The organism is Zymobacter palmae (genome assembly GCF_003610015.1).
Taxonomy (GTDB): domain Bacteria; phylum Pseudomonadota; class Gammaproteobacteria; order Pseudomonadales; family Halomonadaceae; genus Zymobacter; species Zymobacter palmae.
This window is the reverse complement of sequence record NZ_AP018933.1, coordinates 1222742-1248967: the sequence shown is the minus strand read 5'-3', so window position 1 is coordinate 1248967 and position 26226 is coordinate 1222742. Positions and strand designations below refer to the sequence as shown.

Genomic DNA, 26226 nt, shown 5'->3' with positions numbered 1-26226 from the left:
ATTATGAACGCAACGTTCATTCCCCTAACAAGGCACGGTGCTCCAGGCCAAGCTCGGGCGCACTTTCTCTTGCACAGGCGCGAACGCTTATGCAGGCACGGACTTAGCACGCAGCCAAGGCATCCAGCCCTCGCGCCAAATCACGCTTGATATCGTCAAGCCCTTCCAGACCAACCGATACACGGATCAGCCCTTCCTCAATACCTGCGGCAACACGCTGTTCAAGGGTCAGCTTGCCGTGCGTCGTCGTGGCGGGATGGGTGATCGTTGTACGTACATCACCCAGATTACCTGTAATGGACAGCATCTGAGTGCTGTCGATCACGGACCATGCGGCATCACGACCACCGTGCACCTCGAAGCCGACCACAGCACCAAAAGCTCGCAGCTGTCGCTTGGCCAGTTCGTGCTGAGGATGGCTCGGCAGGCCACAGTAGTACACCTTGGCGACCGCAGGATGGGCTTCCAACCACTCAGCCAGTGCCGCCGCCTGTTCACAGTGAGCCTTCATGCGCAGCGATAGCGTTTCAAGCCCTTTGGTGAACAGCCATGCGTTAAACGGACTGAGACACGGACCACAGGTACGTACAACGTTGAAGATATCCTGCATGTGCTCGCGCCGCCCCACTACGGCACCGCCGATAGCTCGGCCCTGACCATCAATGTACTTGGTCGCGGAATGCACTACGATATCCGCCCCCAAGGCCAGCGGCTGCTGAAGCACCGGGGTGCAGAAACAGTTGTCGATGACCAGCAGCGCACCATGACGATGAGCAACATCCGCAACAGCACGAATGTCGATCAGCGTTGCCAGCGGATTAGACGGCGTTTCTGCAAACAACAGTCGCGTCTGCGGCGTAATCGCTTTTTCCCACGCTTCGGGATTGACCACCTCAGTAGCCGAAATAAAGCGGATACCGACACCGAATTTCTCGAGGTAGTTGCGGAATAACCCCACCGTGGAGCCAAACAGTGCGGATGACGCCAGTATTTCATCACCGCTTTTCAACAATCCAAGCGCCAGTGACAGGATCGCCGACATACCGGAACTCGTTGCAACACACTGCTCACCGCCTTCCATCGCGGCCAACCGTTTTTCGAACAGCTGCACGGTCGGGTTATGGAAACGCGCGTAGACATTGCCTTCTTCTTCCCCGGAGAATTTGCGCATGGCTTCAGCAGCGCTGCCATAGACAAAGCTCGATGTCATGTAGAGGGGATCAACGTGCTCCTGTTCGTGGGTGCGCTGATGAAAGGCGCGAATAGCAGCCGTTTCTGCGCTCCATTCGGAATGGTCATACGTGCTCATTGGCGGCAAAGCCTCCCGTTCTGTGTGCAAGATCGGCAATAGGCGATAAAAAACCCCTGTCTCCGGCTAAAGAGACAAGGGCTGAGCGTACCATGATCCGACGGTTGTTGTCCGTCAGTGTTGCAGTCGCGGCTTGATAATTTCAGAGGCAGCCTGAGTGCCCGCCTCTTCCGCTTTGCGTGCAGCAGGCAATACGTGCTCATCGAACGCTTGGCGCAACAGCGTTCCTAGGCGACCGGTCAACACCCCTTGTGCCTGAGCAATAGTGGGCCGCAAAATGGAATGCTGCCAACCACTCATCTGCCCGAAAGGCGTCATTGGAATAACGACGTTCAACAGCACAAGAATAGCGGTTGCCTTCAGCGCACCGAACACTGCACCCAACACATGATTGAAGCCCCCCATTCCAGCCCAGTCGATCATCGACTTCAGCGTGCGGACGATAAAGCCGCCCACCAGTACACAGCCGATGATCAGAGCGGCGAAGGCAACGATCAAGCGCAGCTCCTCAGAAGCAAACATCGCGGGCAGATGAGGGGCCAGAACACCGCAATAGTGGTTGGCGGCCAGAAAGGCAACCGCCCATACCAGCAGCCCCAGCCCTTCATGAATCAGACCGCGACGCAATCCCATTACCGTACAAAAACCGGCAATGGCAATGAAACACCAATCAAAACCCGTCAACGCCATCAGTGCTTGCCGTTACGTACAACAAGACCATTGGTACCCGCACGCTGCTGCATCTGCGTACGCGCTTCTTCGGCGGCCTGCGAAGTAGAGAACGGGCCGACCAGTACGACCGTGTTCGGATCACGCTTGAGCGTGTAGGCCTTGAAGCCGCTCTGCGCCAGACGCTGGATCAAACGCTGAGCGTTGTCGTTGTTACCGAAACTGCCCGCCTGAACGGACCAACCATCGGTCGGCACGGCAGCGCTGGGAGCCGGAGCCGCCGGTTTGGCAGGCGCAGCCGCTGGAGCAGGGCGTGCTTCGGGGCGTTGAGCCGCATTCATGATCGGGTCACTGGACGCCAACTTAGCGGGCTTGCTTTCTGCTTTAGGCGCAACAGGTGCTGCAGCAGGCTTGTCTGCTTTATGTACAGGCTGAGGCGCAGGTTTGCTGGGAGCAGGCGCGGCTGGACGCGCCTGTGCAGGTACCGGAGCGGCCGGGCGCTGCACAGCGGGCTGAGCAGGGGCAGCAGGCACGACAGGAGCAGGCTGCAGATTGGTCTGGATAGGCTGCGGCGCAGCTGGTGCCGGCGTGATCGGATTGACGACAGCCGAACCATTCTGCTGATCCAGAGCAGGTACCGCACCATCGGTCGGCGCTTGATCCACCGCATTAGGTGCAGCGGACGCATCCGCAGGCAGCGTCAGCGGCTGATCATTGGCCGGTGAACCATTGATCGGCTGCTGATTGAAGGAGACGTCCGGTGCCGCCGCATCTTCCTTGTGGTGTCCGGGTCTTCCAAAGAAGATCAGCACCAGAATAACCGCTATGGCGACCAGGATGATGCCGCCACTGATTCGTTCACGCATCCCGTACTTCATTTACACATCCTCGTGTCATGGTTTCCTTGCGGGCAGTGGCTCATCACGGGCACCTACCCCATCATTCCGACTGTGCATCCAGATAGTCCAGTGCGGCTGCTACGGTCAAGAACGAACCGCACACCAGCCGTTCATCGGCATAAGGTTGCAATGTTTCACAGTAATGCATGGCCTGATCGACCGTGTCACAGCGTGCCAGTACGTGGCCGCCATGACGCTTCACAGCGGCAACCAGCGTATCGGCATCGCGTGCACGATCGCCGGCTAACGAGACCACAATCCATTCAGAAATGACGGACTGCAGCTGTTCGATCACACCATCGGGATCTTTATCGCCCAACATGCCCAGTACGGCCACTCGCCGTGCGGGCACGGTGCCCTGACGTTCACGAGCCTTAAAATAACGGGCAACATAGGCAGCCGCGTGGGGGTTATGCGACACGTCTAGGCACCACGGCCCTTTCCACTGCAGACGCCCCGGCATATCAAGTGAGGACAGCGCGCGTGCGACCCGTTCGGCCGATAGCGGGCCAAACGCCAGCCAGGCTGCCTGAATAGCCGACGCGGCGTTATCCAGTGGCAGATGCGGATCGGGTAGCGCGACAAGTTCGACGTCGTTGCCTTTCGCATCGTGCCCTGACCACGACCAATGCCCATCAACAGCATCAGTGCGGACAAAGGATTCACCCAGCTGGCGCAGAGTGCCCACGCCACAGTGCTCGGCCACCTCGCGCACCGAAGCAGGCAGATCACTACTGCCCAGCACGGCCCCAGCACCCCGCCGGAAGATACCCGCCTTCTCTCGCCCGATCGCATTGATATCGCTACCGAGATATTCAACATGATCGATACCGATAGTGGTGACAACCCCCACATCGGCATCAAAGATATTGACCGCATCAAGACGGCCGCCGAGACCGACTTCCAGCACTACGACGTCCAATGCCGCCTCTTGGAAGATCAACGCCGCCGCCAGCGTGCCCACTTCAAAGTAGGTCAGACTAACTTCCGGCAGGCCAGGCTGAGTGCGTGCTGCTTCAATACGTTCGAAAGCCGCCACCAACTGATCATCGGTGACATACTGACCTTTAACGGTCACGCGCTCATTGTAGCGACGTAGATGAGGGGAACTGTAGGTACCGCTGCTCAGCCCATGGGCACGAGCAATAGCATCGACCATCGCAACCGTCGACCCCTTGCCATTGGTACCCGCCACAGTCACGACATGACGTGCAAGCGGACGGCCAGTCAACGACAGACGCTCCGCTACCGTGGTCAAACGCTCCAACCCGAGATCGATTGCAACAGGGTGTTGACGCCCAAGAAGCGTCAACCATTGATCCAGCGTCATTACAGTTCCCCCCTCCGTCCCGACTAAACGTCAGGCCTGCTTGCGGCTTGGCGCATGAACGAACTTGCGCATCATGCGTTCAAGCGTATCGCGCAGTTCACCGCGGTGAACGATCATGTCGACCGTACCGTGTTCGAGCAAGAACTCACTGCGCTGGAAACCTTCAGGCAGCTTCTCGCGTACGGTCTGCTCGATGACGCGAGGACCCGCGAAACCGATCAGTGCCTTAGGTTCGGCCACATTGATGTCACCCAGCATCGCCAAGGATGCAGTAACCCCACCGAAGACCGGGTCGGTCAGAACGGAGATGAACGGTACCGCTGCGCTTTTCAGCTTTTCGATGACCGCAGAGGTTTTAGCCATCTGCATCAGCGAGAACAGTCCTTCCTGCATACGTGCACCGCCACTCGCCGCAAAGCAGACCAGCGGAATGCGTTCTTCATAGGCACGCTCGGCAGCACGGACGAACTTCTCACCGACAACCGTCCCCATGGACCCCCCCATGAAGCTGAAGTCGAAAGCCACGGCCACGACATCCAGACCGTTCAGACGACCACGCATGGCGATCAGCGCATCGTTCTCGCCTGTGTTCTTCTGGGCCGCACTCAGGCGATCCTTATAGCGCTTAGAATCCTTGAATTTCAGGCGGTCGATCGGCAGCAGGTCTGCTGCGATCTCTTCGCGTCCGTCTTCATCAAGAAACCAGTTGAGACGTTTGCGTGCCGACATGCGCAAATGATGATCGCATTTCGGACATACGTTATCGTGACGTTCGAGTTCCGGACGATACAGAACTGCTTCACAGCTCGGGCACTTGTGCCAGAGGCCATCAGGAATATTGGAGCGTCGATCAGCGCGCTTGGTGCGCCCCATCGAAGGGACAATTTTATCCAGCCAGCTCATGAGCGAAAGGCGTCCTAGATCATTGAAACGAGTTTGGTCTTTCGCCAGAGGAAACGACCTCTTAAATGGCGAAAAACAAGAATAGCGTGTGAGACACTGTGCGCTATTGTAACGGTCTCCGGCCCCAATTGGGTAGCCGCTTGATGCCGATCACGCTGGCAATCGGGTGGCATCGGCCTGCCGCACGGCGTTGGCAAACGCTTGCATGGCCGCTACTGACTTGGTTCCCGGCCCAGATTCCACTCCGCCAGAAACATCGACAGCATAGGGTCCGACCTGATGAATGGCGGCCCCGACGTTATCTGCCGTCAACCCTCCCGCCAAAATGATGGAAGGTGCCAGCGCGGCAGGAATGCGCTGCCAGTCGAAACGCTGACCGGTACCGCCGGGCATATCCGGCACCCACGCATCCAGCAGTAAGGCGTTGGCCTGCGCATAGCGTTCGACCTGTTCAGCAAGGTCAAGGCCTTGCTTCATGCGCAGCGCCTTGAACCACGGCACGCCAAAAGTCGCACAGTCTAGCGGAGATTCATCTCCGTGAAACTGTAGAACATCCAACCAAGGCAAGCACTGTTCGACCTGTTGCGCAGAAGCATTAACGAACAGGCCGACACGCGACACAAAGGGAGGAAGCCGGTTGGTCAATCGTGCCAGCTGTTCAGCCGTCACTGCACGACGACTGCCTTCCCAGAGCACGAAACCGATAGCATCCGCACCTGCCGCGATGGCCGCATCGATATCCGTTCGGCGGGTTAGACCGCAGATCTTGAGGCGAGTGCGCTGAGCCACCACGCTTTTTCCAGAATCCGTCATAGTGTCTCTTTCCTTATGCCATGGTGCCCGTATCCGCACGCCACACAAACATCACTTGTCATCACAGCTTGCTGCAGGTACCTCTCCCAGTCCGTGGCGCTGCATGCGCGCGGTCGTGCGTAGGTATTCACCAATTGGCACCTCCCGCTCACCTGTCCACTCGCCAAGAAACAGCAGCGGCGTGGGCCCAAGCGGGGTTTCGGGCAGGACATCCTTGCCCGCAAAGCGCGCGTCGACGAAGTGCAACCCCTGTGGAGGCGCGGTGATGCCGGCCTGAGTGCGGTCACGCGACGCCAGCACCTGTGCGCACCATTCTACGGTACGGCGACCGTCACCGATGGCCAGCAGTACGCCCACGATATTGCGAATCATATGATGAAGAAAGGCATTGGCCTGCACGTCCACGACGATCAGTGGCCCATGTCGCGTCACGTCAACGAAATGCACGTGACGCCATGGAGTGCTGGACTGGCAACGTGCGGCTCGGAACGCCGAGAAATCGTGTTCGCCCACCAACGCCTGTGCCGCTGCATGCATTCGCTGTTCGTCTAGTGGTGTGCGATGCCATGTCATCGTGGCATGCCCCAGTGCAGGCGGCATGCTGCTGTTGAAGATGAGGTAGCGATAGCGACGCGCAGTGGCCGTGGCACGGGCATGGAAATCATCAGAGACAGGCACCGCCCACTGAATGCGTACATCGGCAGGCAGGTTGGCGTTCCCCCCCATCACCCACGCCTTCTGCGTACGCGCCACGGGAGTATCGAAATGGATGATCTGACGAGTCGCGTGCACACCGGTATCCGTACGCCCACTGGCAAACACTTCGATAGGCTGACGCGCGACGCGCGCCAATGCCTCTTCCAGCGCCTGCTGAACGGAAGGCCCCTCTTTCAGTCGCTGCCAGCCATAGTACCGTGAGCCATCGTACTCGATTCCCATGGCAAAGCGGCCTGCGCGTGGATGGTGTTCATCAAGCAAGGTAAACAACGACATGAACCGATAACTTCCCGTTCCGTGAAATGATGACACCGCCGACCTCTATGGCTATCGCTATAGCCAAGAAGAGGAAAAAACGGTGCATGATAAAGCGCTCATTATCTGGGCAACGCTTAGGCAAGCACAAGCGCCCATGACGCAATGAGGGAGGCAGGCCGAAGCCTCCTCCCTCATCCTTACTACCGCACAAGATAAGCCTTAACGGTCAGCGATCACGCGCAGCATGCGACGCAGCGGTTCAGCCGCACCCCACAGCAGCTGGTCACCAACGGAGAATGCCGACAGGTACTCCCCGCCCATGTTCAGCTTGCGCAGGCGACCAACAGGCACTGTCAGTGTACCGGCAACGGCCGTTGGCGTCAGATCTTGTAGCGTGGCTTCTTTATCATTCGGTACCAGCTTAGTCCACGGGGTGTAATCGCGAATAGCCGCTTCGATATCCGCCAGCGGGATATCTTTTTTCAGTTTGATGGTGAATGCCTGTGCATGACAGCGCATGTTGCCGATACGCACGCACAGGCCATCGACAGGAACAGTATTCGGCGCATAACCCAGGATCTTGTTGGTTTCAGCACCACCCTTCCATTCTTCACGGCTCTGGCCGTTCTCAAGTTGACTGTCAATCCATGGCAGTAGGCTGCCCGCCAGCGGATAGCCGAACTGCTCGGTCGGCATCGCATCGCTGCGCAGTGCAGCGGTAACGTCGCGGTCGATGTCCAGCATGCTCTGCGCCGGATCATTCAGACCTTCCGCAACCGCATCATGCAGATAGCCCATCTGGTTAAGCAGCTCTTTCATATGGCGCGCACCGGCACCTGATGCAGCTTGGTAGGTCATGGAGGTCATCCATTCGATCCACCCTTTTTCGAATAGGCCACCTAGCCCCATCAGCATCAGACTAACGGTACAGTTACCGCCGACAAAGGTGCGGCGGCCTTCTTCAAGGCGACGGTCGATCAGCGCACGGTTGACCGGGTCGAGAATAATGGCGGCATCGTCGCGCATGCGCATGGTGCTAGCCGCGTCGATCCAGTAACCGGTCCACCCCTGCTCACGCAGCGCATCGTGAACGGCCTTGGTGTAGTCGCCGCCTTGACAGGTAATGATGACGTCCTGATCGGCAAGCTGCTCTAGATCGAAGGCATCTTTCAGTTCGCCGGTTGTCTTACCATTGACTACCGGCCCTTCGATGCCTACCTGAGAGGTAGAAAAGAAGGTAGGTTCGATATCACGGAAGTCCTGCTCTTCCTGCATACGCTGCATTAGCACGGACCCTACCATGCCACGCCACCCGACCAGTCCTACCTTAAGCATGTTCGCCATCTCCGTTTTATGTCCTGTTCGCCCGATCATCATGAGCTGCGTAGCGCAGCATTATTATTGATAAGTGCTGGAGGCAGAGACAGCCCTGCTGTCAGCGGCCGCTTCCGTTCCCGATAGCGCGCTGGCACAAGGCCTTCTGTCCATACCCTTCATACTGCCACTTCCGACAGCGCTTTTCTATTGTCGTTTGGACGTGTTACGAAGAGGGTAACGGACTACTGAAAGCACAAGAATCGATGGAGAAAATCGGGAAAAGTGAGTAGCATTGACCTTCAGGTCGAGCTACACAGACTTATTTTAGCATCCTGCTTTTGCATACACTCCAAAAGGCGCTTATGCATTTCTTTTTTATCTTATTAAAATATTTCAGCTTTTGTTTTTTATCAAAATTATTCGTTACCATTTCAGCATGTATATCTCTATCATATTTTGCAGGAAAATAATCGTTTATTTTATCATTATCAAGTACTCTATCCTTGGTAAAGTCCACACTATCTGAAACAGCTACGATAGCGCTCAACTCTTCGGGAAAATCATCGATAGAACCATAGAGGGTGGGCACTAATTGTCGATAATAGTCCCCCATTTTTGTTTTTCCGATATAACCAACAGCATAATCTTAACCTTCGCGACAACCTTCCACCCCAAAGTACATAAAGATCCCTTTATTAACCGCTATATTTGTATCACTGTAGTGTCCCATATCCTCTAGAGAGTCCCTGCAACTCTGTACAAATTCATCCCGCGTCATTTTATTACCAATCATCCATGCCGAATACAGATCAACAAAAAAATCTCCATTCTTGTCTTTTGGATAATTCACATATGTTTTAGATTCCTCCCATAAATATTCACTTATATTATCCAGCCAGTAATCTATATATGGCGTTGATAGCAATACCTTTGGTATATCCCCCCAACAATTGTTTACCATTACAGCAATTCGACCAAACTTATCCATCGCAAACCAGGTAAAAATTGCCCCGAACCCGGGTTCCCAGTCTTCACTCAAGCTCATGCTTCTGATTCCTTTATAATCAGTCGAACGTCTAAATATTCAGTACTTACATTTACTATAGACTATTGACATGATCGCCAACATTTGGATTAAAAAACCATCTCATGCATCAGCACAGGTAGCAATCTGTGAAAGTTTCAGACAATAAAGCAACAACAAAATAAAAATTATTAAAGAACAAAATCAGATAACAAAATACTTTTGTGTATTGCTATAAATATTATCACGTCCAAATTTCATCACCATCGTCGCATATCCAAACACCACCTCCTGGAGTCCAAAAATTATCATCAATATCGAAGCAAAACATATCGTCGCTCATTTTATCTTCACTAGCAGGAAAAGACGATTTAAATCTTTCAGATATTTCTGAAGGACTTCCTTTCAAAAAAACACCGTCACTTGCTATTTTTAAAATCCCTTTCTCCATGGCCACTTTTAATATATAACAAAAAGTTTCTATTTTCTCATAATGACTTAAATCTGGACGCCGTGCTTCCAAATTATACCATATTGCATCAATATCAAATCCAAAACTCACTTCTAATATTTCTTCTACAAATTCCAATACAGCATCAGTCATAGACAAATGTCCTTGAGGCAATCTCTGTTGGATTTGACACAGCTATCAATTATAGTGGTATCTGACTTTACTCTGTACAGCCCAAACTGCTCCTTCACGTGATGAGTGAAGCCCCATCGTGTCCTTTTAACACCAATCCAATAGCGGTGCTTAAGCTGGCCCAGGATCAACAATATTCTTATTTTTCTATTAACATAAGAAGGTTAGGTTAAAAGTCATTAAGTCCATATTTCGTCGCCATCGTTACATATCCAACCCCCCCCCCCAGGAGCCCAAATATTTCCGTCTACGTCTAAACCAAAAAAGAACTCAAAAAGATCTTCTTCTTTATCAGGAAAACTTTCCTTGAATTTTTTAACTTGATCATCAATAGATCCTTCAAGAAACTCTCCAGAATTAGCAAGCTTTAAAATCCCACTTCTCATTGTTTTTTCAAGTATGTTTGAAAACTCTTCAATTCTTTCTTCATAAGAAAAGCATTGAAACTCATCGCAAACATAATCCCATATTGATCCAATATTAAAACCAAAACTGTCTTTTATAATATCTTCGTACATCATTCCATCATTCATCATCTATCACCAATTTTATTTCCATTCTGCTAACTTTTGTATCAGGAATTTTTGCAAAATCTAATGTCCACTGCGCACCAGTATCACTTTTTGCAAAATTTCTGAGCGCAACTTTAGTACCATATTCCAAAGCATACCTATAAATAATTCCTTTTGGTGTAAGAATAGGCTCAGGCATTTCTGTGGCACCTGTCATAGCCTTAAATATATCTTCAACATCTTTTTTTCACCCACTTTGAAGATAGCAGCTCTTTTACCTGGATCAGATATAGAACCGAGAACCTTTCCATTTACTGTCATTTTGAAGTCTGTAGGAGGTAACTTTTTATCCTCAAACTGAGCACGCATCTCTGGCCAAGAAGGCGTGTGGGATGACACTGATTGCTGAGCCAAGTTTTCACCAAGCCAAATCAAACACCTAAGAGGTTCAGCTTGAGTAATAATAGTTAAACTTGACTTTGCTGTTGTTACAGAATTTTTACTTGCCTTAAGAGAACTGGACACGACGTACGTGGCCCATTCTCTTAAGGCAGCACTCGCAGCATTCACCTTTGCATTTTTATACCGATGGTATAATCAATAATGATCTGTACGAGTTAGGTTTGCGGCACTCTAAAATTAATAAAAGTCTTCAGCAACCAAGCGCTCCTCCTTCAATATTTTCAAAAAATCATGATATGCTTCATCATCATTTTCCAATATATCATCCAACAACTCTTTTTCAATAAGAGACCAATGAAAAACGCCCCACCCACCGTCATTTTTATAGTATACGTACCTAGAATTAAAAGAGCCATCAACAATATCCAACTCATCATCTAAAAAAGATATTAATCCTCCATGACCTTTAGGAAACAGCAAAAACATTTTTTTCCCATCAATTACATATATAGCAAAGGCATCAACAACTTTCCCACTATTTAACAATCGGGCTTTCAATTTTTTCCCCTCCAATTATAGATGGTCCTGGCTGTAAGACACTCTGAGGTTTACTAGTAGCTTTTATATTATACGCTTTCTCCGAAATCCGATTATATTAATAATGAATCGCAATTGTTTTTCCATCCGGCATTTAGAAAGTGTTTCAAAACCCCTTGAAAAAAATCATGTTGCCTAAAAGTCTCACTGCATGGCTACTTCACTACTTCCTGACGAACTCTGGTATATCATCCAACCTCTTCTCCCCGAGCACACGCCAGACCCTCGCGGAGGAAGGCCTCGTGTATCTGACCGACAAGCGCTGTCTGGCATCTTGTTCGTACTGATGACAGGGATTCCTTGGCGACATCTGCCTACTTCTCTAGGGTTTGGCTCCGGCCCCACCTGTTGGCGACGGCTGAAAAAGTGGCATGAGGCTGGCGTTTGGCAACAACTCCATCATGAGCTGTTACACCGCCTGCATCTGGCAGATCGCATCGACTGGGAACGCGCCTGCGTGGATGGCTCATCCGTAAAGGCGAAAAAAGGGGATCTGCCGTAGGCCCTAATCCCACCGATAGAGGACGTTTGGGATGCAAGCGTCATCTGCTGACGGATGGCAATGGCGTACCGTTGGTAGTGCTTTTTTCTGGTGCGAACATGCACGATAGCGTTCCGCTGACGGCGTTACTGGAAGCGATACCTAAGCTGCAAGGCACTCGCGGCCGCCCTCGGCATCGCCCGAACAAACTGCACGCTGACAAAGCCTATGACTACGAGCGTTGTCGAGAAGCCTGTGTTGTTCGAGGTATCAGTCCGCGGATAGCGCGCCGCGGCAAGGACAGTAGTACGAGGCTAGGCAGGCACCGCTGGGTGGTAGAACGCACTTTTGCATGGCTCAATCACGCTAAACGGCTAGCCGTTCGGTACGAACGCCGACTCGATATTTACTGCGCCTTCACGTTGCTGCGATGTGCCATGATCTGTTTTAAGAAGCTGATGTTGGGGTTTTGAAACAGCTTCTTAGTGTTTGGCCTCCATTTTTTGAAACCCTGCTTTTGCAGGAAATCTAGGGTCATTATTTAATCCAAAAAGAGGGTTGCCTCCCGCCAGATCACTTTCAACAAATTGAAATAATATCTTTTCATTAATATCACGTGGGTGTGCCGACTGATTATTTTTTGCTGTTGACGGAACGGATTCTGCATTTTTTATCAACTGCCTATGATAAATATTATTTTCACTCTTCTCGCTTAGATTATGAGTGTTTTTAACATTTTCTTTTATTCTCTCTAGTGCTTCTTTTTCAGCCAATGATTTTACAGGCTCAGTTCCGGTAATAGTAACCTTAGGCGATGAGTCTGTCGCTATTGAAGCCTCGGCGGCTATTCTGTCCGCTTTAGCTGCGTTAGCAGCAGTTTCTGCACTTTCAAGGCCAACTCTCTCTGCAGCAGAAGCTGCTTTTTCTACGCCAGCCGCACCCGCTCTAAGTCCACCAACCTCCCCTATACCAATAAAGAGAGAACCTACGTCAATCGCAAGCTTACCGGACTCTACACCGGCATTGTAGGAAGCTTCTTTACCACCGTTACCGAGATAATAACGGCCAATGTTCTCAACGCGTGCCTGTATAGGTTTAGTTATAAGCTCAGAGGGGTCGATGATAAACTTAAAGGTGCTCAGCTTGTCCCAATTTTCAATCGGGTGTAATAAAGCGTCTGTCGTGTACGTCCATGCGCTTCCTGCGGTATCGACCGGGTGCGTAGCGGCCTCCCACGCGGGGATAGCAATATCTTTGACGTACTCCTTCGGAGCGCTGAAATTGCCTTTTTGGTATTCCAGCTCTTGCTCTAGCCCAGTTTTCGTCCACTGGGCCGTCACCTCAGGCATAGAGCAGCTGTAATCTGCTATGCAATCTGCCAGTTCATCTACGACTTGCTTCATCTGTGGCAGTGTTAGGCGGTTATTCTCCACCGCATTTTTACCCGCCTGTGCCCCGGCACCGACTTCGGCCGCGTGGTTGCTTCCACCGCCTGCTAGGCCACCCGCAACGCCGCCGGCCACTTGCCCCCACTGGCTGATCCGTTCGCGTTCGCTCTGGGTCAAGTCTTGCGTGGATTTGCCATCGGCGATCACATGAGCGGCGACATGGGCCACCAGTTCACCGGCCGCGGCGCCAGCAGTACCCGCCTTGGCATTACCGCCGGACACGGACGCCACCGCACCACCCACTACCGCGTGGCCCAAGGCGTTTACTGCCGTTTCTGTGGCGCTCAGCTGTTCGCTGGATTTGCCACTTGCCACTGACCGGTAGTCGCTTGCTTGATACCTTATTCTAATAAATAAACAAAACGTTTTCCTTCCGGATAAAACAATTTATCGTCTTCTTGAATATCACTCATTACCTTTATTATTATTTCATAATCTTTCCCCATCAATATCTTAGAAATATCATGGTTTTTCCATACAATTTCAACAGGTCTTTCTAGATCACATTCTAGCCGATCTCTAAATGCATACAAATTATATCCATATCCCACGCCAAAATCTATTTGCTCTGCTAATCTTTTATAAAACTCTGCTTCATTTTTAATAAATTTCCCATCTATTTCAGCTCGATTAATCATTTCCATTCGCCTATACTGTAAAAAGATTTATAGTGATCTGTTGTTATAAACAACAAACCATCATTAGAATATACAAGCCTAGTTCCAGGCTGTTTTGACCTCTTCATATTCTCATTTATACCAATATCAACCTCTCTCCACTCCCGCCCTAATGCTTTTGGAAGCAAATCATGATCATCCCGAAATATATCCCCTCCTAATTGTTTTCCTGGATTTGTATTACCTACAGCTTTACCACTACTCCATCCATTTAACTTAGCTTCATGTTTGGTTATATATTGCAAAGGTAATTCTCCCGTATTTTTAAGCGAATCCACAACATCGTTTGCTTTTTCTATTGTCTCAAGGTCAAAATTTAAACCTTTATAATTCGCAGAAGATCTTGCACGTGCGGCTTGCTCAGCCGAAACATAATTCACCGCTACAGAAGAGTCATGTTTAGCTACAGATGCACTATTAGCCAACGATTTAACAGGCTCAGTTCCAGTAATAGTAATCTTGGGCGATGAGCCTGTCGCTATAGAAGCCTCTGCGGCTATTCTGTCCGCTTTAGCTGCGTTAGCAGCAGTTTCTGCACTTTCAAGGCCAACTCTCTCTGCAGCAGAAGCTGCTTTTTCTACGCCAGCCGCACCCGCTCTAAGTCCACCAACTTCCCCTATACCAATAAAGAGAGAACCTACGTCAATCGCAAGCTTACCGGACTCTACACCGGCATTGTAGGAAGCTTCTTTACCACCGTTACCAAAATAATAACGGCCAATGTTCTCAACGCGTGCCTGTATAGATTTAGTTATAAGCTCAGAGGGGTCGGTGATAAACTTAAAGGAGCTCAGCTTGTCCCAATTCTCAATCGGGTGTACTAAAGCGTCTGTCGTGTACGTCCAGGCATTTCCTATAGTGTCGACCGGATGATTAGCGGCTTCCCACAAGGGAATAGCAATATCTTTGGCGTACTCCTTCGGAGCACTGAAATTACCTTTTTGGTACTCCAGTTCTTGCTCTATGGCAATTTTTGCCCACTTGGCCATCACATCGGCCGTAGAGCAGCCGTAGTTCGCCATACACTCTGCCAATTCATCAGCAGACCGCTTCATCTGTGGCAGTGTTAGGCGGTTATTCTCTACCGCATTTTTACCCGCCTGCGCCCCTGCGCCAATTTCGGCCGCGCGGTTGATTCCGCCGCCCGCTAGACCACCCGCAACGCCGCCGGCCACTTGCCCCCACTGGCTGATCCGTTCGCGTTCGCTCTGGGTCAGTTCACTCGTGGGTTTGCCATCGGCGATGACATGGGCAGCAACGTGAGCTGCCAGTTCACCGGCCGCGGCGCCAGCAGCACCCGCCTTGGCATTACTGCCCGATACGGACGCTACGGCACCACCTACGACAGCATGGCCCAGTGCATTCACTGCCGTTTCTGTGGCGCTCAGCTGTTCGCTGGGCTTGCCATCGGTGGTCGCTTGCTTAACCCCTTTGGCCAGCCAGGGTGCAGCGGCCGAGGCAATGGCTCCCTTGGTATTTCCCGCCACTAGACCCGTAACAAGATGGGCCCCGCTCTGCAGCCACAGTTGGTTGTCACTACCGATGCCGTAGTCTTTCATCGTATTGGCATACGCATCGGTGTTTTTCAGTGCTTCGTCGTAGGCGGCTTGATGGCGATCGGCGTCGCTGTAGTAGCCAAACTCGGCGCCACTCTTCACTTTCTCATCAGCGGCAGCCATCGCTTGTGCATGCGCTGCTGGGTCGTTCTTCGCCGCTTCATAGGCTTGTTGTTCGCCATACGACACGCCAATGTCAATGGCCTGATTAACCACCGTCTGTGCGGTTTGCAGCGTTTTAAGACGCTGCTGTTCTTTTTCTTTGTCAAAGAGCGGGGTCAGGGCGTTAGCGGCATGTTCGACATCACGGTCGAGTGCGGCAATATCTTGCGTTTGATGTGCCTGATCACGAATCAGGATATCACCCTGGCTGACGGCAGCATGCGTCGTACTACTGTCATCACCATTATTGCCCATCAAGGCGGTCACAGCGGAGGCTGCCGCTCCCATGGCCATCTGCGCGCCACCCGCGCCTGTGCCGCCGGATATCCCTGTTTGCTGTACATTGAAGTGCAGCTGGTTTTCTAGGTCGCTAAAGCCCAGCGTACCGGTTTCAAGGCGATTTTTGTCGGCTTCGGCACGGCTGCCAATGACCGCCGCATCCAGCTGGGTATGATCCCCTACCTTGACGTCATAACCGCCCTTGCCGGCGAACAGCCCAGACTGCTCTTTCACGGACATGAACGAACTGTCCATCGTGCCGTTGCTGATGCTGCCTTGAGCACCGCCCGTCCCGATACCGGCACTTACACCACCACTCACGCTGGTCTGGGTACTGTTGTATTCCTCTTCATCCTGTTCGCTTCTTAACGTCAGGTTACGACCGATATCGGCACGGATACGGTCACCGTTAACCTGAGCCCCTTGTAGCAAGGCATCACGTCCGCTGTTAAGCGCTACGTCGTGCCCAGCATCCACGGTGGCCTCGACATGCGAAACACTATTGCCTTTTTCCTTACCGCGACCGGCATTGGCGGCAACGTCGACGGTTAGGCCGCGATCGCCAGCACTGACACCGAGGCTGCCACCGCCACTCTTGTTACTGCCTTTCAGGGTGCTGACATCCTGGCTGGAAACCAACGCGATATCGCGTGCCGCATCAAGTGCAATGTCATGAACAGCCTTGACCTGGCTGCCGACAATGGTGAGGTCACCCTTGCCCTGCTGGCCATGTGCCCTCACGGTCAGGTCGTTGCCTGCGCCAAGCGTGCTGCTGGCGGTGGTATCTTGGGTTTGGGTCTGTTCGCTGGAGGTTTTCTGCTGGCCAATGCTGGCACTGACCGCGACGGTGCTGCCCTGTTGGCCACCCTGCACACTCTGGCCGGCCTGAACGCCTTTCAGCACCGCACTGATCGCCTGCAGCGCCCGTAGGCGATCGTCCTCATCACTTTCGGCTACCTGTTTCAGCTCGTGCGCCGCTTCAACCATGCTGCCGACCATACCGGTCACCGCCAACGTCAGGCCTTTCTGCTCGGTCTTGGTTTTGGTGATATCGGTATAGCGATTGCGCGCCTCGTCGACCGTCACGTCACTGCCTTGCAGTGCAAGGTCATGTCCGGTCACGATGTCACTGCCGTGGACGTGCAGGGTCTTGCCCGCGACCAGCGTGGTATTACCCTCGCTGGCCCCAACCGTCGAGCCGTGCGCCGTATCCCCTTGGCTATCTGTGGTGCGCTGCTCAAGCTTCTTACCAACCATGACGCCGGTCACACCGCTCTTCATCACACCACTCTTACTCGTAGTGGATGAAGTCTGGCGGTCATGTTCCTCTGCTGCTGTCGTTACATGCAGATCATTGTCCGCCGCCAGCGACACGCTCCGGCTGCCTACGATGTTGCCGGCCGTCACACTGACGTCATGGCCAGCGTCGACGCCTACACGATCACCACTAAGCGTGGTGCCTGTTGCGGTGCGATCGTAGCCGATACTTTGGGTCTCGGAACGCTTGCCGGATGCCCAGCCTTGTTTTGAAGAGGTTGTCTCAACGTTCTGGTTTTGGAGGGTCTGAGCGGTGGTTAGCGCTACGTCACGGCCAGCCTGAACATTGATAGCTTGCCCGGCATTAACACTAGCGGCCTTGAGGGTGACATCCTGCCCGGCACTGAGCGCGATATTTCCCTGACTCAGCAGTTGGCTACCTTTTTCGGATAGCGAAGCGTCGTTGGCGAGCGTGCTGCTGTTGCTGCTACTCATCGGCCCCTGTTCGCCCAGCACTTTGCCTGCCGCCCAGCCTGCGGGTCCCGACATGAAGCCAGTGTATGCACCGATGGTCTTCGCCAGTCCGCCTGACAGCGCCCCTTTCTTGCTGACCTGAGTGCTGGTCTGGTGGTCGCGCTGCTCAGTGGCCGTGGCGATATCAAGATCATGCAGCGCCGCCAGCTGGATGCTCTGGGTGCCCACCACATTGCCCGCTTCAATACGCATGTCCTGACCAGCGCTCACCACTACGCTATCGCCGCTCAGTGTGGTACCCAGCGCCGTGCGATCATGCACTTCGCTGTGAGTGTCGATGGTTTTCTTCGACAGGGTGCCCTTTTGCACCGTATGCGTATGATTGACCAGATCGGCCGTTTCCTGCCCAGCACTTAGCGCAACGTTGCGCCCCGCCTGCACGCTAATCCCTTGCTGCGCCGATACGTCAGCCGCCTTGAGACGGATGTCCTGACCCGCGGCCAACTGGATCTCACCATTGCTGATCAGCTGACTGCCTTGTTCCGAACTTGTCGCTTCACGCGAATAAGTGCCCTTGCCGAAGTCGAAGTTGTAACCGTCATGGGTGGCTTCTGTGCCTAGGGCGATATCGTTCCCCGCAGTCAACACCAGCTTGCCGTTATCCCCAGCGTTGAGTACCTCGGAAGCGGTCAGTGAGATATTGTTGAGCGCGGTCAGCGTCAAAGCGCCATTGTCGCTCTCGGTATAAATGCCCGCCTGTCGATTCCGATAACGCTCCTTGGCGCTCTCATTGAAGGTACTAGCACTGCTCAGGTCATGGCCTGCCTCCAAGGTGACCGCCTGCTGTCCTTGAATACGACCACCGATATTGCTCAGATCATGGCCCGCACTGACCTCAACGCGGTTGCCGCTGAGCGTGCCACTGTTGGTCACGTCAGTCGCGGCGATACGGGCACGCTCGCGACTGGCAATCTGCCCGTCATTCACCAAGGTATCGGTCTGGAGCGCTACATCACGGCCATTCAGCAACGAGCCATTACCCGCCAGGTCGCCTTCATGCAGGTGGGCATACACCTGCGGCACCGTCACGGTCTCTACCGAACCGTCTGCCAGTGTTACGTTGCGATCCACCAGCCATACGATATCGCTGGTCAACAGCGCCATCTGCTCCGCGGACAGCTCGACGCCCGGCGTCAGACCATACCGATTCGCAAAGGCGATACCATCGTTCATCAATGATTTGAACTGGGTATCGTCGTTGTCGAAACCGTCGAGATAGCGCTGTCCGGTCAGACGCATCACCTGATCGCGCACCAGTTGCTGCTCGTAGAAGCCATCGCCCAGACGCTTGTGCATTCGGGTTGGCGACTCGGACAAACGCTCCCGCATATAGTCGGTTCCCAGCCACTGCTTGTACTGGGTGAAGCGGGGATCGGTCTCAATCAGGTAATGGCTATCGCTATCGTGGGTCGGCGTGAAGAGCGCGCTATCCGGCAGCGTGGTATCAAGTGCCAGCGTGCGAATAACGATCGGGGCAGTGGAAGCTTTTGTCGTATTGAGGGCTGCAGCTGCCGTCAATGTCTCGGGAAGCTCAGGCTGACCGGCATCGCTGCTACCCAGTGTGATAGCCGGTGCCGTACGGACGGACGCCGCACTGCGGGAAGGAGAGCTTGCCTGCTGGAGTGAGGCTTGCTGATCTGCTGCGACCGGTGCCAGCGTACTGGTAGGCAGAAGGCGCTGCTCCGGCACACTGACCTGCATGCTTTTGTAGGTAACGGTACTCAGGCCGACATCATAGGACTTCTGGTAGATGCCATAGCCTGCTGTTAAGCTACTTGTATCATCAATTTTTTTCTTTTTCTGCGCTTTCCCCCCTTTTTTGCGCTTTGACGGCCAGTAACTGCTGACTTCGCCCGGTTTGAACGTTGGTCCGCTCGACAGCGTTGAAGCGAGCTCTCCTTCCGTTTCTCTCCTTTGAACTCGCACATCAATATTGTTGATGTGACTGCTATCCAGCACCAGCTTCTGTCCCGCAACAACTTTGCTGTTATATGCATTGAACATTGCCGCTTTCAGCGCAATATCGCCACCTGCGCGTATGACAGAAGGGTCATCTTTTTCAATATGATTTTCAGAAATGAAGCGGGTGTACTTATATTCCTTCCACCGCTCAGTGCGCCCTCCGGGATAGACGAGGTTGTCACGGTTGGCATGATGGTTAACAACATATGCCGGTCCGGCCTTATAACGATTAGGATCACCCTCTGGCTGATACTCATGTACTTGTTCTGCCGACACTATCTGTAAAATGCCAGACATCACCACATGTAGGTCGCGGTTGTTGATTTCGTCCGCCGCAAGCGACAGGTTGCCCATCGCTTCGATGCTGGCGCTGAGATTATCCAGTCGCCCAGCGCTGCCTGTAACGTGCTGCTGTTCATCCAGCGCGCCGCCTACGGCCATATCGCCTTGGCTATAAAGCAGCGCGTGATCGCGGTTGATCAATGTCCGGGTTGCGAGATCAAGACGCTCGCGCGCCGCGATTACTGGCGCGACTCCTTGATCGGGCAGGTTGTTGAGGGTCGTCGCCGATACAGCCAAGTGATCGCCGTAAAGACGCCCGGTGCCCAAGTTGTCGAAAGTGCCGGCCTTCACGAATACCGTGTCGCCATCGATCAAGCCGCGGTGGGTCAGCGTATCGCGTGCTGACAGCGACACGCGTTCACCGCTCATCTCACCATCGCGGTCGTTGCTTATGGCCTGCGCATTGAGCGTCAGTGCGCCACCAGCCTGAATGAGGCTGTGGTTATCGAGGCGTCCTTCGGTGGTGATCGAAAGATCGTGATTGGCCTTGAGTTCACCGTGATGATCAATGCTGTTCTTAACATCAAGCGTCAAATCCCCCTGCGATAACAGGCGCCCTTCGCGCGGCAGGCTGCCGACCGCTACATCGACACGGTTACCAATTAACGTACCCTCGGCATTTTCCAGCACCGTGTTTGGCGTGCCCTTAAGCGACAGCGCACCGTTGGCGGTAATCAGGCCGTCACGGTTATCCACCTGAACTGTCGGTATCAGTACCAGAGCATCGCCCGCCCGGAGTAGACCATTGCGGTTGTCGACGCGGTCAGCGTTGAGTGTCAATGCATTGGATTCGATCCCACTGGCAGTGCGCGTGGCATGGTTATCAATGAGCGCACTTTTCAGTGCCAGCGTGCCATTGGCTCGGATAAGTCCGCCGTCGGCATTGTCGAGCACGCGGGTGAAGATCAGGTGCCCGCCATCGACAGTCTGGATCTGCCCTGCGCCGTTATGCAGCTCGCCTCCCTCAAGGCTGACTGCCCCGGAAGCCATAAGCTGACCCTGACGGTTATCCAGTACGCCTGTGTGTGTGTCGACCGCAAGTGTCTGCCGCCCGCTGACGATGCCTTGGCGGTTATCAAGCATGCCGCTGTCGAGCAGGAGCCCTTGATCACCAACAATGGTGCCCTCGCGGTTGTCGAGTGACTGCCCATGCGTATCCACCGACAGGGCTGCCGGTGTATGAAGATGGCCATGACGGTTATCAAGTGCCTGAGTCGACAGCATCAGCCCGCCATTGCCAACGACGGTACCCGCCGCGTTACTCAATACATTAGCAACGATACCGGTCTTGCCATGGCCTGCCAGATAGCCATTAGCATTGTCGACTTGACCTGCCTGAATGGTGAGATCGCCAGAGGCCATAATGCCCGCATCATCACCGCTATCGGTGTTGGTCAAAGCATGCCCGTGGGTGTCGATACTCAGCGCATCTCCCGCAGCCACACGTCCGCCCGGGCTGGTGAAGCTAGCCGTATCCAGCGCTACTGTACGCGCCGCCTCTATGACACCGTGCCCGTTGGCGACATCACCAGCCTGCATGTTCAACGCATCCAACCCGACAATTCGTCCGTTGTCGTTCTGCAGCGTTCCAGAAGCCAACGTCACGGCCCCTTGACTCACCAGCCCTCTGTCAGCGGTCGAGCGGTTATCAAGGGATTGCCCATGCGTGTCGATCGACAAACCACCGGTGGACTGAATCAGGCCCCCGGTGTTGTCAAGGGCGTGAGTAGAAAGCTCCGCATCGCCCCCACGGCTCATCACCGTACCGGCTCTGGAACTGACCTCTTCTGCGGTCAGTGCCAGCGTCTTGCCCGCCTGCAGTAAGCCATCGTCATTCATCACGTTGGCGGCAGTGAAGGTCAGGTTGCCGAAGCTACCGATGCGGCCATGATGGCTGTCGACATCCCCCGCCTTAAGCACCATGTCACCGCGGCTGATCAGCCCACGGTCAGCCGTATCGTGATTGTCGAGACGCTGGCCGTGGGTATCCACGCTCAGCCCTTTGCCCTGAACAGTCCCGTTCGCATTGATCAGCGTACCGGTCGCCAGCGAAGCCTTACCTTCATCGGCCTGAATGATACCGCCGGTATTGTCCAGCAGCTGGCGATCGGTATTGACGTCAATCTGCTCCCCCGCAATCAACCGCCCCCCCGCGTTGTCGAGAGCCCCGCCTATCACGCTGAGCCGACGCCCCGCTGCCATACTGCCACCACGGGTGGCAACCGCCTTGCCGTGACCCTCTAGCATCAGATCACCGCCAGCATCGACCGTACCGCCGGTACTGTTGATGCCGTGCGCATCAATGCTGAGCTGCCCATGGCTCGACAGCGTCCCACCATTGTTGTCTAGCGCCTGACCAGACGTCAGCGCCATATCGGCTTGTGTGGTGGCCAGCACACCACCGGTATTGTCGAGAGCAACGGTAGCGATGCTAAAAGCATCCTGACCGGTATGCACAATACGTCCGCTCTGATTATCCAACGCTGGCGTCGTCACCGTGACCCGTTCAGCCTGCCAGTGCCCTTGACGATTGCGTACGCTGTCTTCAGCCACCACATTCATGGACGACGCCTGAACGCGCGCCGACGAGGTATCAACTTGCCTACCGTTCAGCGATACGTTATGCGCAGCGATCTGTGCCCCCGTTGCTGATATCTGTGGCGCACTGGCCGTCACGGCATCGGTCGCCAGCACCTTGCCATGCACCTCAACCTGCTCGCGGGCATGAATCACCATCTTGCCCGGCTGTGTCAGGTGCCCCTCATGATCGACCCCCGCAGCCAGTACGCTGGTCGCACTGGACGTGATCTCAGGAGCCGCCAGCGTCAGATCCCCTCCCGCGACAAGCTGCCCCTCATTGCGCAACGGCGTAGGACTCTCGAGCGACAGCGTGCCGCCGTCAGACGTCAGCTTCCCTTGGTTGATCACCCCATCCTGCGCTGACAGCGAGACGCCCTGCGCCCCCCCTTTCAGCGTACCGGCATTGACCAACTGACCGTTGGTGGTAATGGCCACTTCACCCGCTGAGGCACCGATCACCCCTGCGTTGTGCACCCCAACGCCTTTCTCAGTGCCGACCATCACGATGCGATTGGCGTACATGCCCCCCAGAGCAGATACGTCCAATGCCACCTCGGGCGTTTCTCCCTTGCCCTTGATCGGCGTGATGACTGGATGCTGGGCGTCACGCGTATCGACTGTGTTCGCACCGGTAATAACGCTGACATCGCTACCATGCACCTGAGCGTTGACGCTGACGGCACGGGCAATAATATCGGTGTGGCTTGTCTGCCGTGCATCCAGCCCGGCACCGTCAATGGCAACCGTTCCCTGCTCGACGGTCACTCCATTGAAGCGATCACCGTCCATCATCGGCCGCCCGGTGGTCAGCATGCCCCGATCCGCGTTGATGAAGCCGCAGCCATCACAGTGAATACCGGAAGGGTTCGCCACCACGACGTCGGCCCGCCGCCCCGCTACTTCAACCCAGCCCTTAAGCTGGCTAGGGGTAGGTGAATTGACTTCGTTAAGAATGACCCGGGCTTCCCCGCGGGAAAGCCAAGGGTTGGCATCGACATAGCCCCCCAGCTGAGTCGATACGGCCTGGCGACTGTTATTGAGAATGGCGCCATGGGCACCCACATCGAACTGGCGATAGACGTTGTGCGACACCCCGGCTGCATTCGGCGTCTGGATATTGACTTGAGGACGGCCGCTGGCCGTCTCGATGATGGTGGGCTGCTGCGACCCGGGCGCACGGCCGTCGGCCACGATATCGGCATATGCCAGCGGCACTGCCCCAGCAGCGATGGCTGCTACGAGCACGGACAGTACTGCAGTAGGCAGCACATGCGTCGACATCGAACGACGCTCGCCTTGTGAAGATGCCGCCGCCGTACGACTGGTCGTGCGTTCAGCAGCCACCATCAAAAGCCCGCGCGCCTTGTTGAAGACGATCCGATAGAGATGTCTATTCATGGCCAATATCCCTGCAAAGACAGACGAAAATGAGGTGTGTGGCACCCTCGCGATACGGCATCCGCCGTGTCACGGGGCACTTCGTGTTGTGTTAAGAGCACGTCAGATAGGCCGATGCATCGGCCACCGCTTTACTTCCGGACTAGAAGAAGCCGCCCTGCCAGCTCAGCGAAAAGCCCGCAGTAACGCTTGAGGTGCGAAAATTCTCTGGCTGTGAAACGGGGTGCGATACGAACAGGTCATAATCAGTGCCATAGAGGTGGCCCCGAAGGCCAAGCGCATCTCCGGTTAGCCGCTTGCCGGCTAACAACTCGCTGCCATTGCCGTCGACTTCACCGTGATCGAGTGCGATATACAGCTCTTGCTGCGTCGCCGGAATCTGCCAACCCAATTCGTTGCGCCAATACCAGCCTTCGTCAGCGCTCAGCGTGTTCTCGCCATCAAAGCCGCGAACGGTCCAACGGTTGCCGATGGCGAACTGCTCCTGGGCTGTCAGAGGGGTATTGCTGCGCTGATACTGGTACTGAGACTGGTAGCGGAAGGACTGACCGAAAAGGTGGAAAGGCATCGTGGCATGCGCCGATAGCCCGAAGATACGCGAGAGCGCGGTAGCATCACCGACGGCTTCCTCTGGCGCTGGATGGGCACCGAAGGCCCGCACACCGCGCGTGTAGCGAGCCCCCATATCCAAAGTAGCGGCCCCAAGATACTGTCGATGATCGAGCGCCAGCCCCCAGTGCGTCGTCTCGCGATGCTGGACGTCGATTTCAGTGCCGTTGATGAAACTGCGGGACTGGCGGGTCATGATATCGGTCGCCAGTGTCGTTTTATGGAAGGTGCCACGGTGCAATAGGCGCGATAGCGACACGTCCATCATGTGGCTGCTACCGGTATAATCATAAGTACGGCCACCCCAGCCCGCCACGGTACGCCGATAGTCATAGTCGCTGGCACTGATCCCCAGCTTCCAATACCCATAGGGCACGGAATACTGCAGACCGTAGTTGCGCGAATGCCGCTCGCGGATGAAGGCCGTATCACGGCTGGCAGTCAGCTGAAACATATCGTTCAAACCCAGCGGATTATCGAGCGCCAACATAACGCCCCCCTGCTTGCGTCCCGTCGCCTTGGTACCGGTATCGTCCAGCCATGCGCCCCAGCGCAGCCGATTCTGCTGCTGGCGGGTCAGCACGATATCGCTCTCACCCGGCGCAGCCCCCGGCCGCAGCGCCATTCTTGCCCGCACGCCCGGTAGGCGCTGCAAATTCTCCAGCCCCTGCTCGATATCCCGCAGGTCAAGTAAGTCACCTGATGCCACCGGCATTGCAGCGGGCAGCCAGACCCGCGAATCGCTGCCTTCGGCAAAACGTATCTCACGAACGGTACCGGGCATGACGTTAAGATGAAGCTCCCCATACAGCAGGTTCTGCGGTGGGGCCAGCACGCGCGTGGTCACCCAACCATGATTGATCAGGCGATCCTGCAGCTGAGCCATCAACAGATTGATCCCCCTAGAGCCGAGACACTGGTTCAGCGCTGGCTCGCTTGCGCGTTGCAGCTCACGTACTGCCCAGCCCGGCAGACGATCAGCGTTGTCGATATGCACATGCCGGATCATGAAACACGGGAGCTCAACGGGGTAGGCGGAAGACCCCATGCCACGGCCCTCAACACCAAAGCGGATATCAGGGGTAGGCGGCGCCAGCTGTGCATCACGCGCTTGCTGCTGGGTCTGCTGGTGACGCAAGAGTTCATCGTTAACCGATGACGGTGCTGCCCACACCGCATTGCTGCCCGCCAGCGCCAGCATCAGGATCGCAATGTGTGCCCCGCCCCTGGTGATCTCAGCCATCCGCTTATCCCCGCCTGCTCGTTATAATGTCGGCTTTGTATAATGTGAAAAATCGTGCACATATTTACACGTCATATTAATAATGTGCCATGGCCTAAGTAGTCACTTATCATTGATCGCCTGCTATCGACTCTTGCATTAGCTCTTTATTATTTCGGCCGTTTTCACCACCAGATAAAAGAAAAATAAGGGTATATTCCGAGAGGAATTACTTACCTCAGTGCCAGCTGATCTTGCGCCCCGTAAGATATTCAAAAACACAATTTAACAACACAAATTACAAAAAATAACTCCAAATACCCTAT

Annotated in this window: 20 protein-coding genes; 1 reads left to right on the top strand and 19 read right to left on the bottom strand. The window is 54.4% G+C overall.

Annotated features, from left to right (window positions below; translation table 11 throughout):
* Positions 1 to 103 precede the first annotated feature (103 nt).
* From ZBT109_RS05485 to ZBT109_RS05430, 15 genes are all read right to left on the bottom strand, one after another.
* On the bottom strand, positions 104 to 1309 hold the full coding sequence (locus ZBT109_RS05485) for an O-succinylhomoserine sulfhydrylase (protein ID WP_027705536.1): 1206 nt from the start codon (positions 1307 to 1309) through the stop codon (positions 104 to 106).
* A gap of 114 nt (positions 1310 to 1423) precedes the next feature.
* Positions 1424 to 1999, bottom strand: a complete 576-nt coding sequence (locus ZBT109_RS05480) for a CvpA family protein (protein ID WP_051523953.1) — start codon at positions 1997 to 1999, stop codon at positions 1424 to 1426.
* Positions 1999 to 2856: an SPOR domain-containing protein gene (locus tag ZBT109_RS05475; RefSeq protein WP_084261845.1), complete on the bottom strand. Its 858-nt coding sequence runs from the start codon at positions 2854 to 2856 to the stop codon at positions 1999 to 2001. Before ZBT109_RS05475 ends, ZBT109_RS05480 begins: the two co-directional genes overlap by 1 nt.
* 61 nt (positions 2857 to 2917) lie before the next feature.
* Entirely contained in the window at positions 2918 to 4207 is a 1290-nt protein-coding gene (folC, locus tag ZBT109_RS05470; protein ID WP_027705535.1) for a bifunctional tetrahydrofolate synthase/dihydrofolate synthase, read from the bottom strand.
* 30 nt (positions 4208 to 4237) lie between these two features.
* On the bottom strand, positions 4238 to 5110 hold the full coding sequence (gene accD, locus ZBT109_RS05465; protein WP_051523950.1) for an acetyl-CoA carboxylase, carboxyltransferase subunit beta: 873 nt from the start codon (positions 5108 to 5110) through the stop codon (positions 4238 to 4240).
* A 150-nt stretch (positions 5111 to 5260) separates the two neighbouring features.
* A complete protein-coding gene (locus ZBT109_RS05460) occupies positions 5261 to 5923 on the bottom strand; it encodes a phosphoribosylanthranilate isomerase (protein ID WP_027705534.1) in 663 nt (220 codons plus the stop codon).
* A gap of 51 nt (positions 5924 to 5974) precedes the next feature.
* Positions 5975 to 6916 carry a tRNA pseudouridine(38-40) synthase TruA gene (gene truA / locus ZBT109_RS05455; protein ID WP_051523948.1) on the bottom strand — a complete coding sequence of 314 codons (942 nt, stop codon included), beginning with the start codon at positions 6914 to 6916 and terminating at the stop codon, positions 5975 to 5977.
* A 201-nt stretch (positions 6917 to 7117) separates the two neighbouring features.
* Complete coding sequence (asd, locus tag ZBT109_RS05450; protein WP_027705533.1) at positions 7118 to 8233, bottom strand: aspartate-semialdehyde dehydrogenase; 1116 nt, start codon at positions 8231 to 8233, stop codon at positions 7118 to 7120.
* 301 nt (positions 8234 to 8534) lie between these two features.
* Positions 8535 to 8828, bottom strand: coding sequence for a hypothetical protein (locus ZBT109_RS13950; RefSeq protein ID WP_197714372.1), 294 nt, complete (start codon positions 8826 to 8828; stop codon positions 8535 to 8537).
* 33 nt (positions 8829 to 8861) lie between these two features.
* Positions 8862 to 9260 carry a hypothetical protein gene (locus tag ZBT109_RS05445; protein ID WP_197714371.1) on the bottom strand — a complete coding sequence of 133 codons (399 nt, stop codon included), beginning with the start codon at positions 9258 to 9260 and terminating at the stop codon, positions 8862 to 8864.
* Positions 9261 to 9483: 223 nt separating this feature from the next.
* Positions 9484 to 9843, bottom strand: coding sequence for a DUF596 domain-containing protein (locus ZBT109_RS05440; RefSeq protein WP_027705532.1), 360 nt, complete (start codon positions 9841 to 9843; stop codon positions 9484 to 9486).
* A gap of 218 nt (positions 9844 to 10061) precedes the next feature.
* Positions 10062 to 10403, bottom strand: coding sequence for a DUF596 domain-containing protein (locus ZBT109_RS05435; RefSeq protein WP_169734010.1), 342 nt, complete (start codon positions 10401 to 10403; stop codon positions 10062 to 10064).
* Between the two features lie 4 nt (positions 10404 to 10407).
* Positions 10408 to 10611: a hypothetical protein gene (locus ZBT109_RS13560; protein ID WP_145984483.1), complete on the bottom strand. Its 204-nt coding sequence runs from the start codon at positions 10609 to 10611 to the stop codon at positions 10408 to 10410.
* Positions 10608 to 10919: a hypothetical protein gene (locus tag ZBT109_RS13555; RefSeq protein ID WP_145984482.1), complete on the bottom strand. Its 312-nt coding sequence runs from the start codon at positions 10917 to 10919 to the stop codon at positions 10608 to 10610. The genes ZBT109_RS13560 and ZBT109_RS13555 overlap by 4 nt, the downstream gene beginning before the upstream one ends.
* Before the next feature lie 114 nt (positions 10920 to 11033).
* Positions 11034 to 11354, bottom strand: a complete 321-nt coding sequence (locus ZBT109_RS05430; protein WP_027705531.1) for a hypothetical protein — start codon at positions 11352 to 11354, stop codon at positions 11034 to 11036.
* A gap of 190 nt (positions 11355 to 11544) precedes the next feature.
* On the opposite strand from ZBT109_RS05430, the gene ZBT109_RS05425 reads away from it, so the two are divergent.
* Positions 11545 to 12347 (top strand): IS5 family transposase gene (locus ZBT109_RS05425; protein ID WP_120185336.1). Its coding sequence is split into 2 segments (ribosomal slippage): positions 11545 to 11875 and positions 11875 to 12347, totalling 804 coding nucleotides; the frame shifts between segments, so codons are not numbered across the junction.
* Positions 12348 to 12356: 9 nt separating this feature from the next.
* Here ZBT109_RS05425 and ZBT109_RS05420 read toward each other — a convergent pair.
* The 4 genes from ZBT109_RS05420 to ZBT109_RS05405 form a co-directional block, all read right to left on the bottom strand.
* Positions 12357 to 13637 (bottom strand): VENN motif pre-toxin domain-containing protein, encoded by a 1281-nt coding sequence (locus ZBT109_RS05420; RefSeq protein ID WP_170144691.1) that lies wholly within the window; start codon positions 13635 to 13637, stop codon positions 12357 to 12359.
* 26 nt (positions 13638 to 13663) lie between these two features.
* Complete coding sequence (locus ZBT109_RS05415; protein ID WP_027705603.1) at positions 13664 to 13960, bottom strand: barstar family protein; 297 nt, start codon at positions 13958 to 13960, stop codon at positions 13664 to 13666.
* Positions 13957 to 24069 carry a two-partner secretion domain-containing protein gene (locus ZBT109_RS05410; protein WP_027705602.1) on the bottom strand — a complete coding sequence of 3371 codons (10113 nt, stop codon included), beginning with the start codon at positions 24067 to 24069 and terminating at the stop codon, positions 13957 to 13959. The genes ZBT109_RS05415 and ZBT109_RS05410 overlap by 4 nt, the downstream gene beginning before the upstream one ends.
* Before the next feature lie 142 nt (positions 24070 to 24211).
* Positions 24212 to 25921 carry a ShlB/FhaC/HecB family hemolysin secretion/activation protein gene (locus ZBT109_RS05405; protein ID WP_197714370.1) on the bottom strand — a complete coding sequence of 570 codons (1710 nt, stop codon included), beginning with the start codon at positions 25919 to 25921 and terminating at the stop codon, positions 24212 to 24214.
* Positions 25922 to 26226 lie beyond the last annotated feature (305 nt).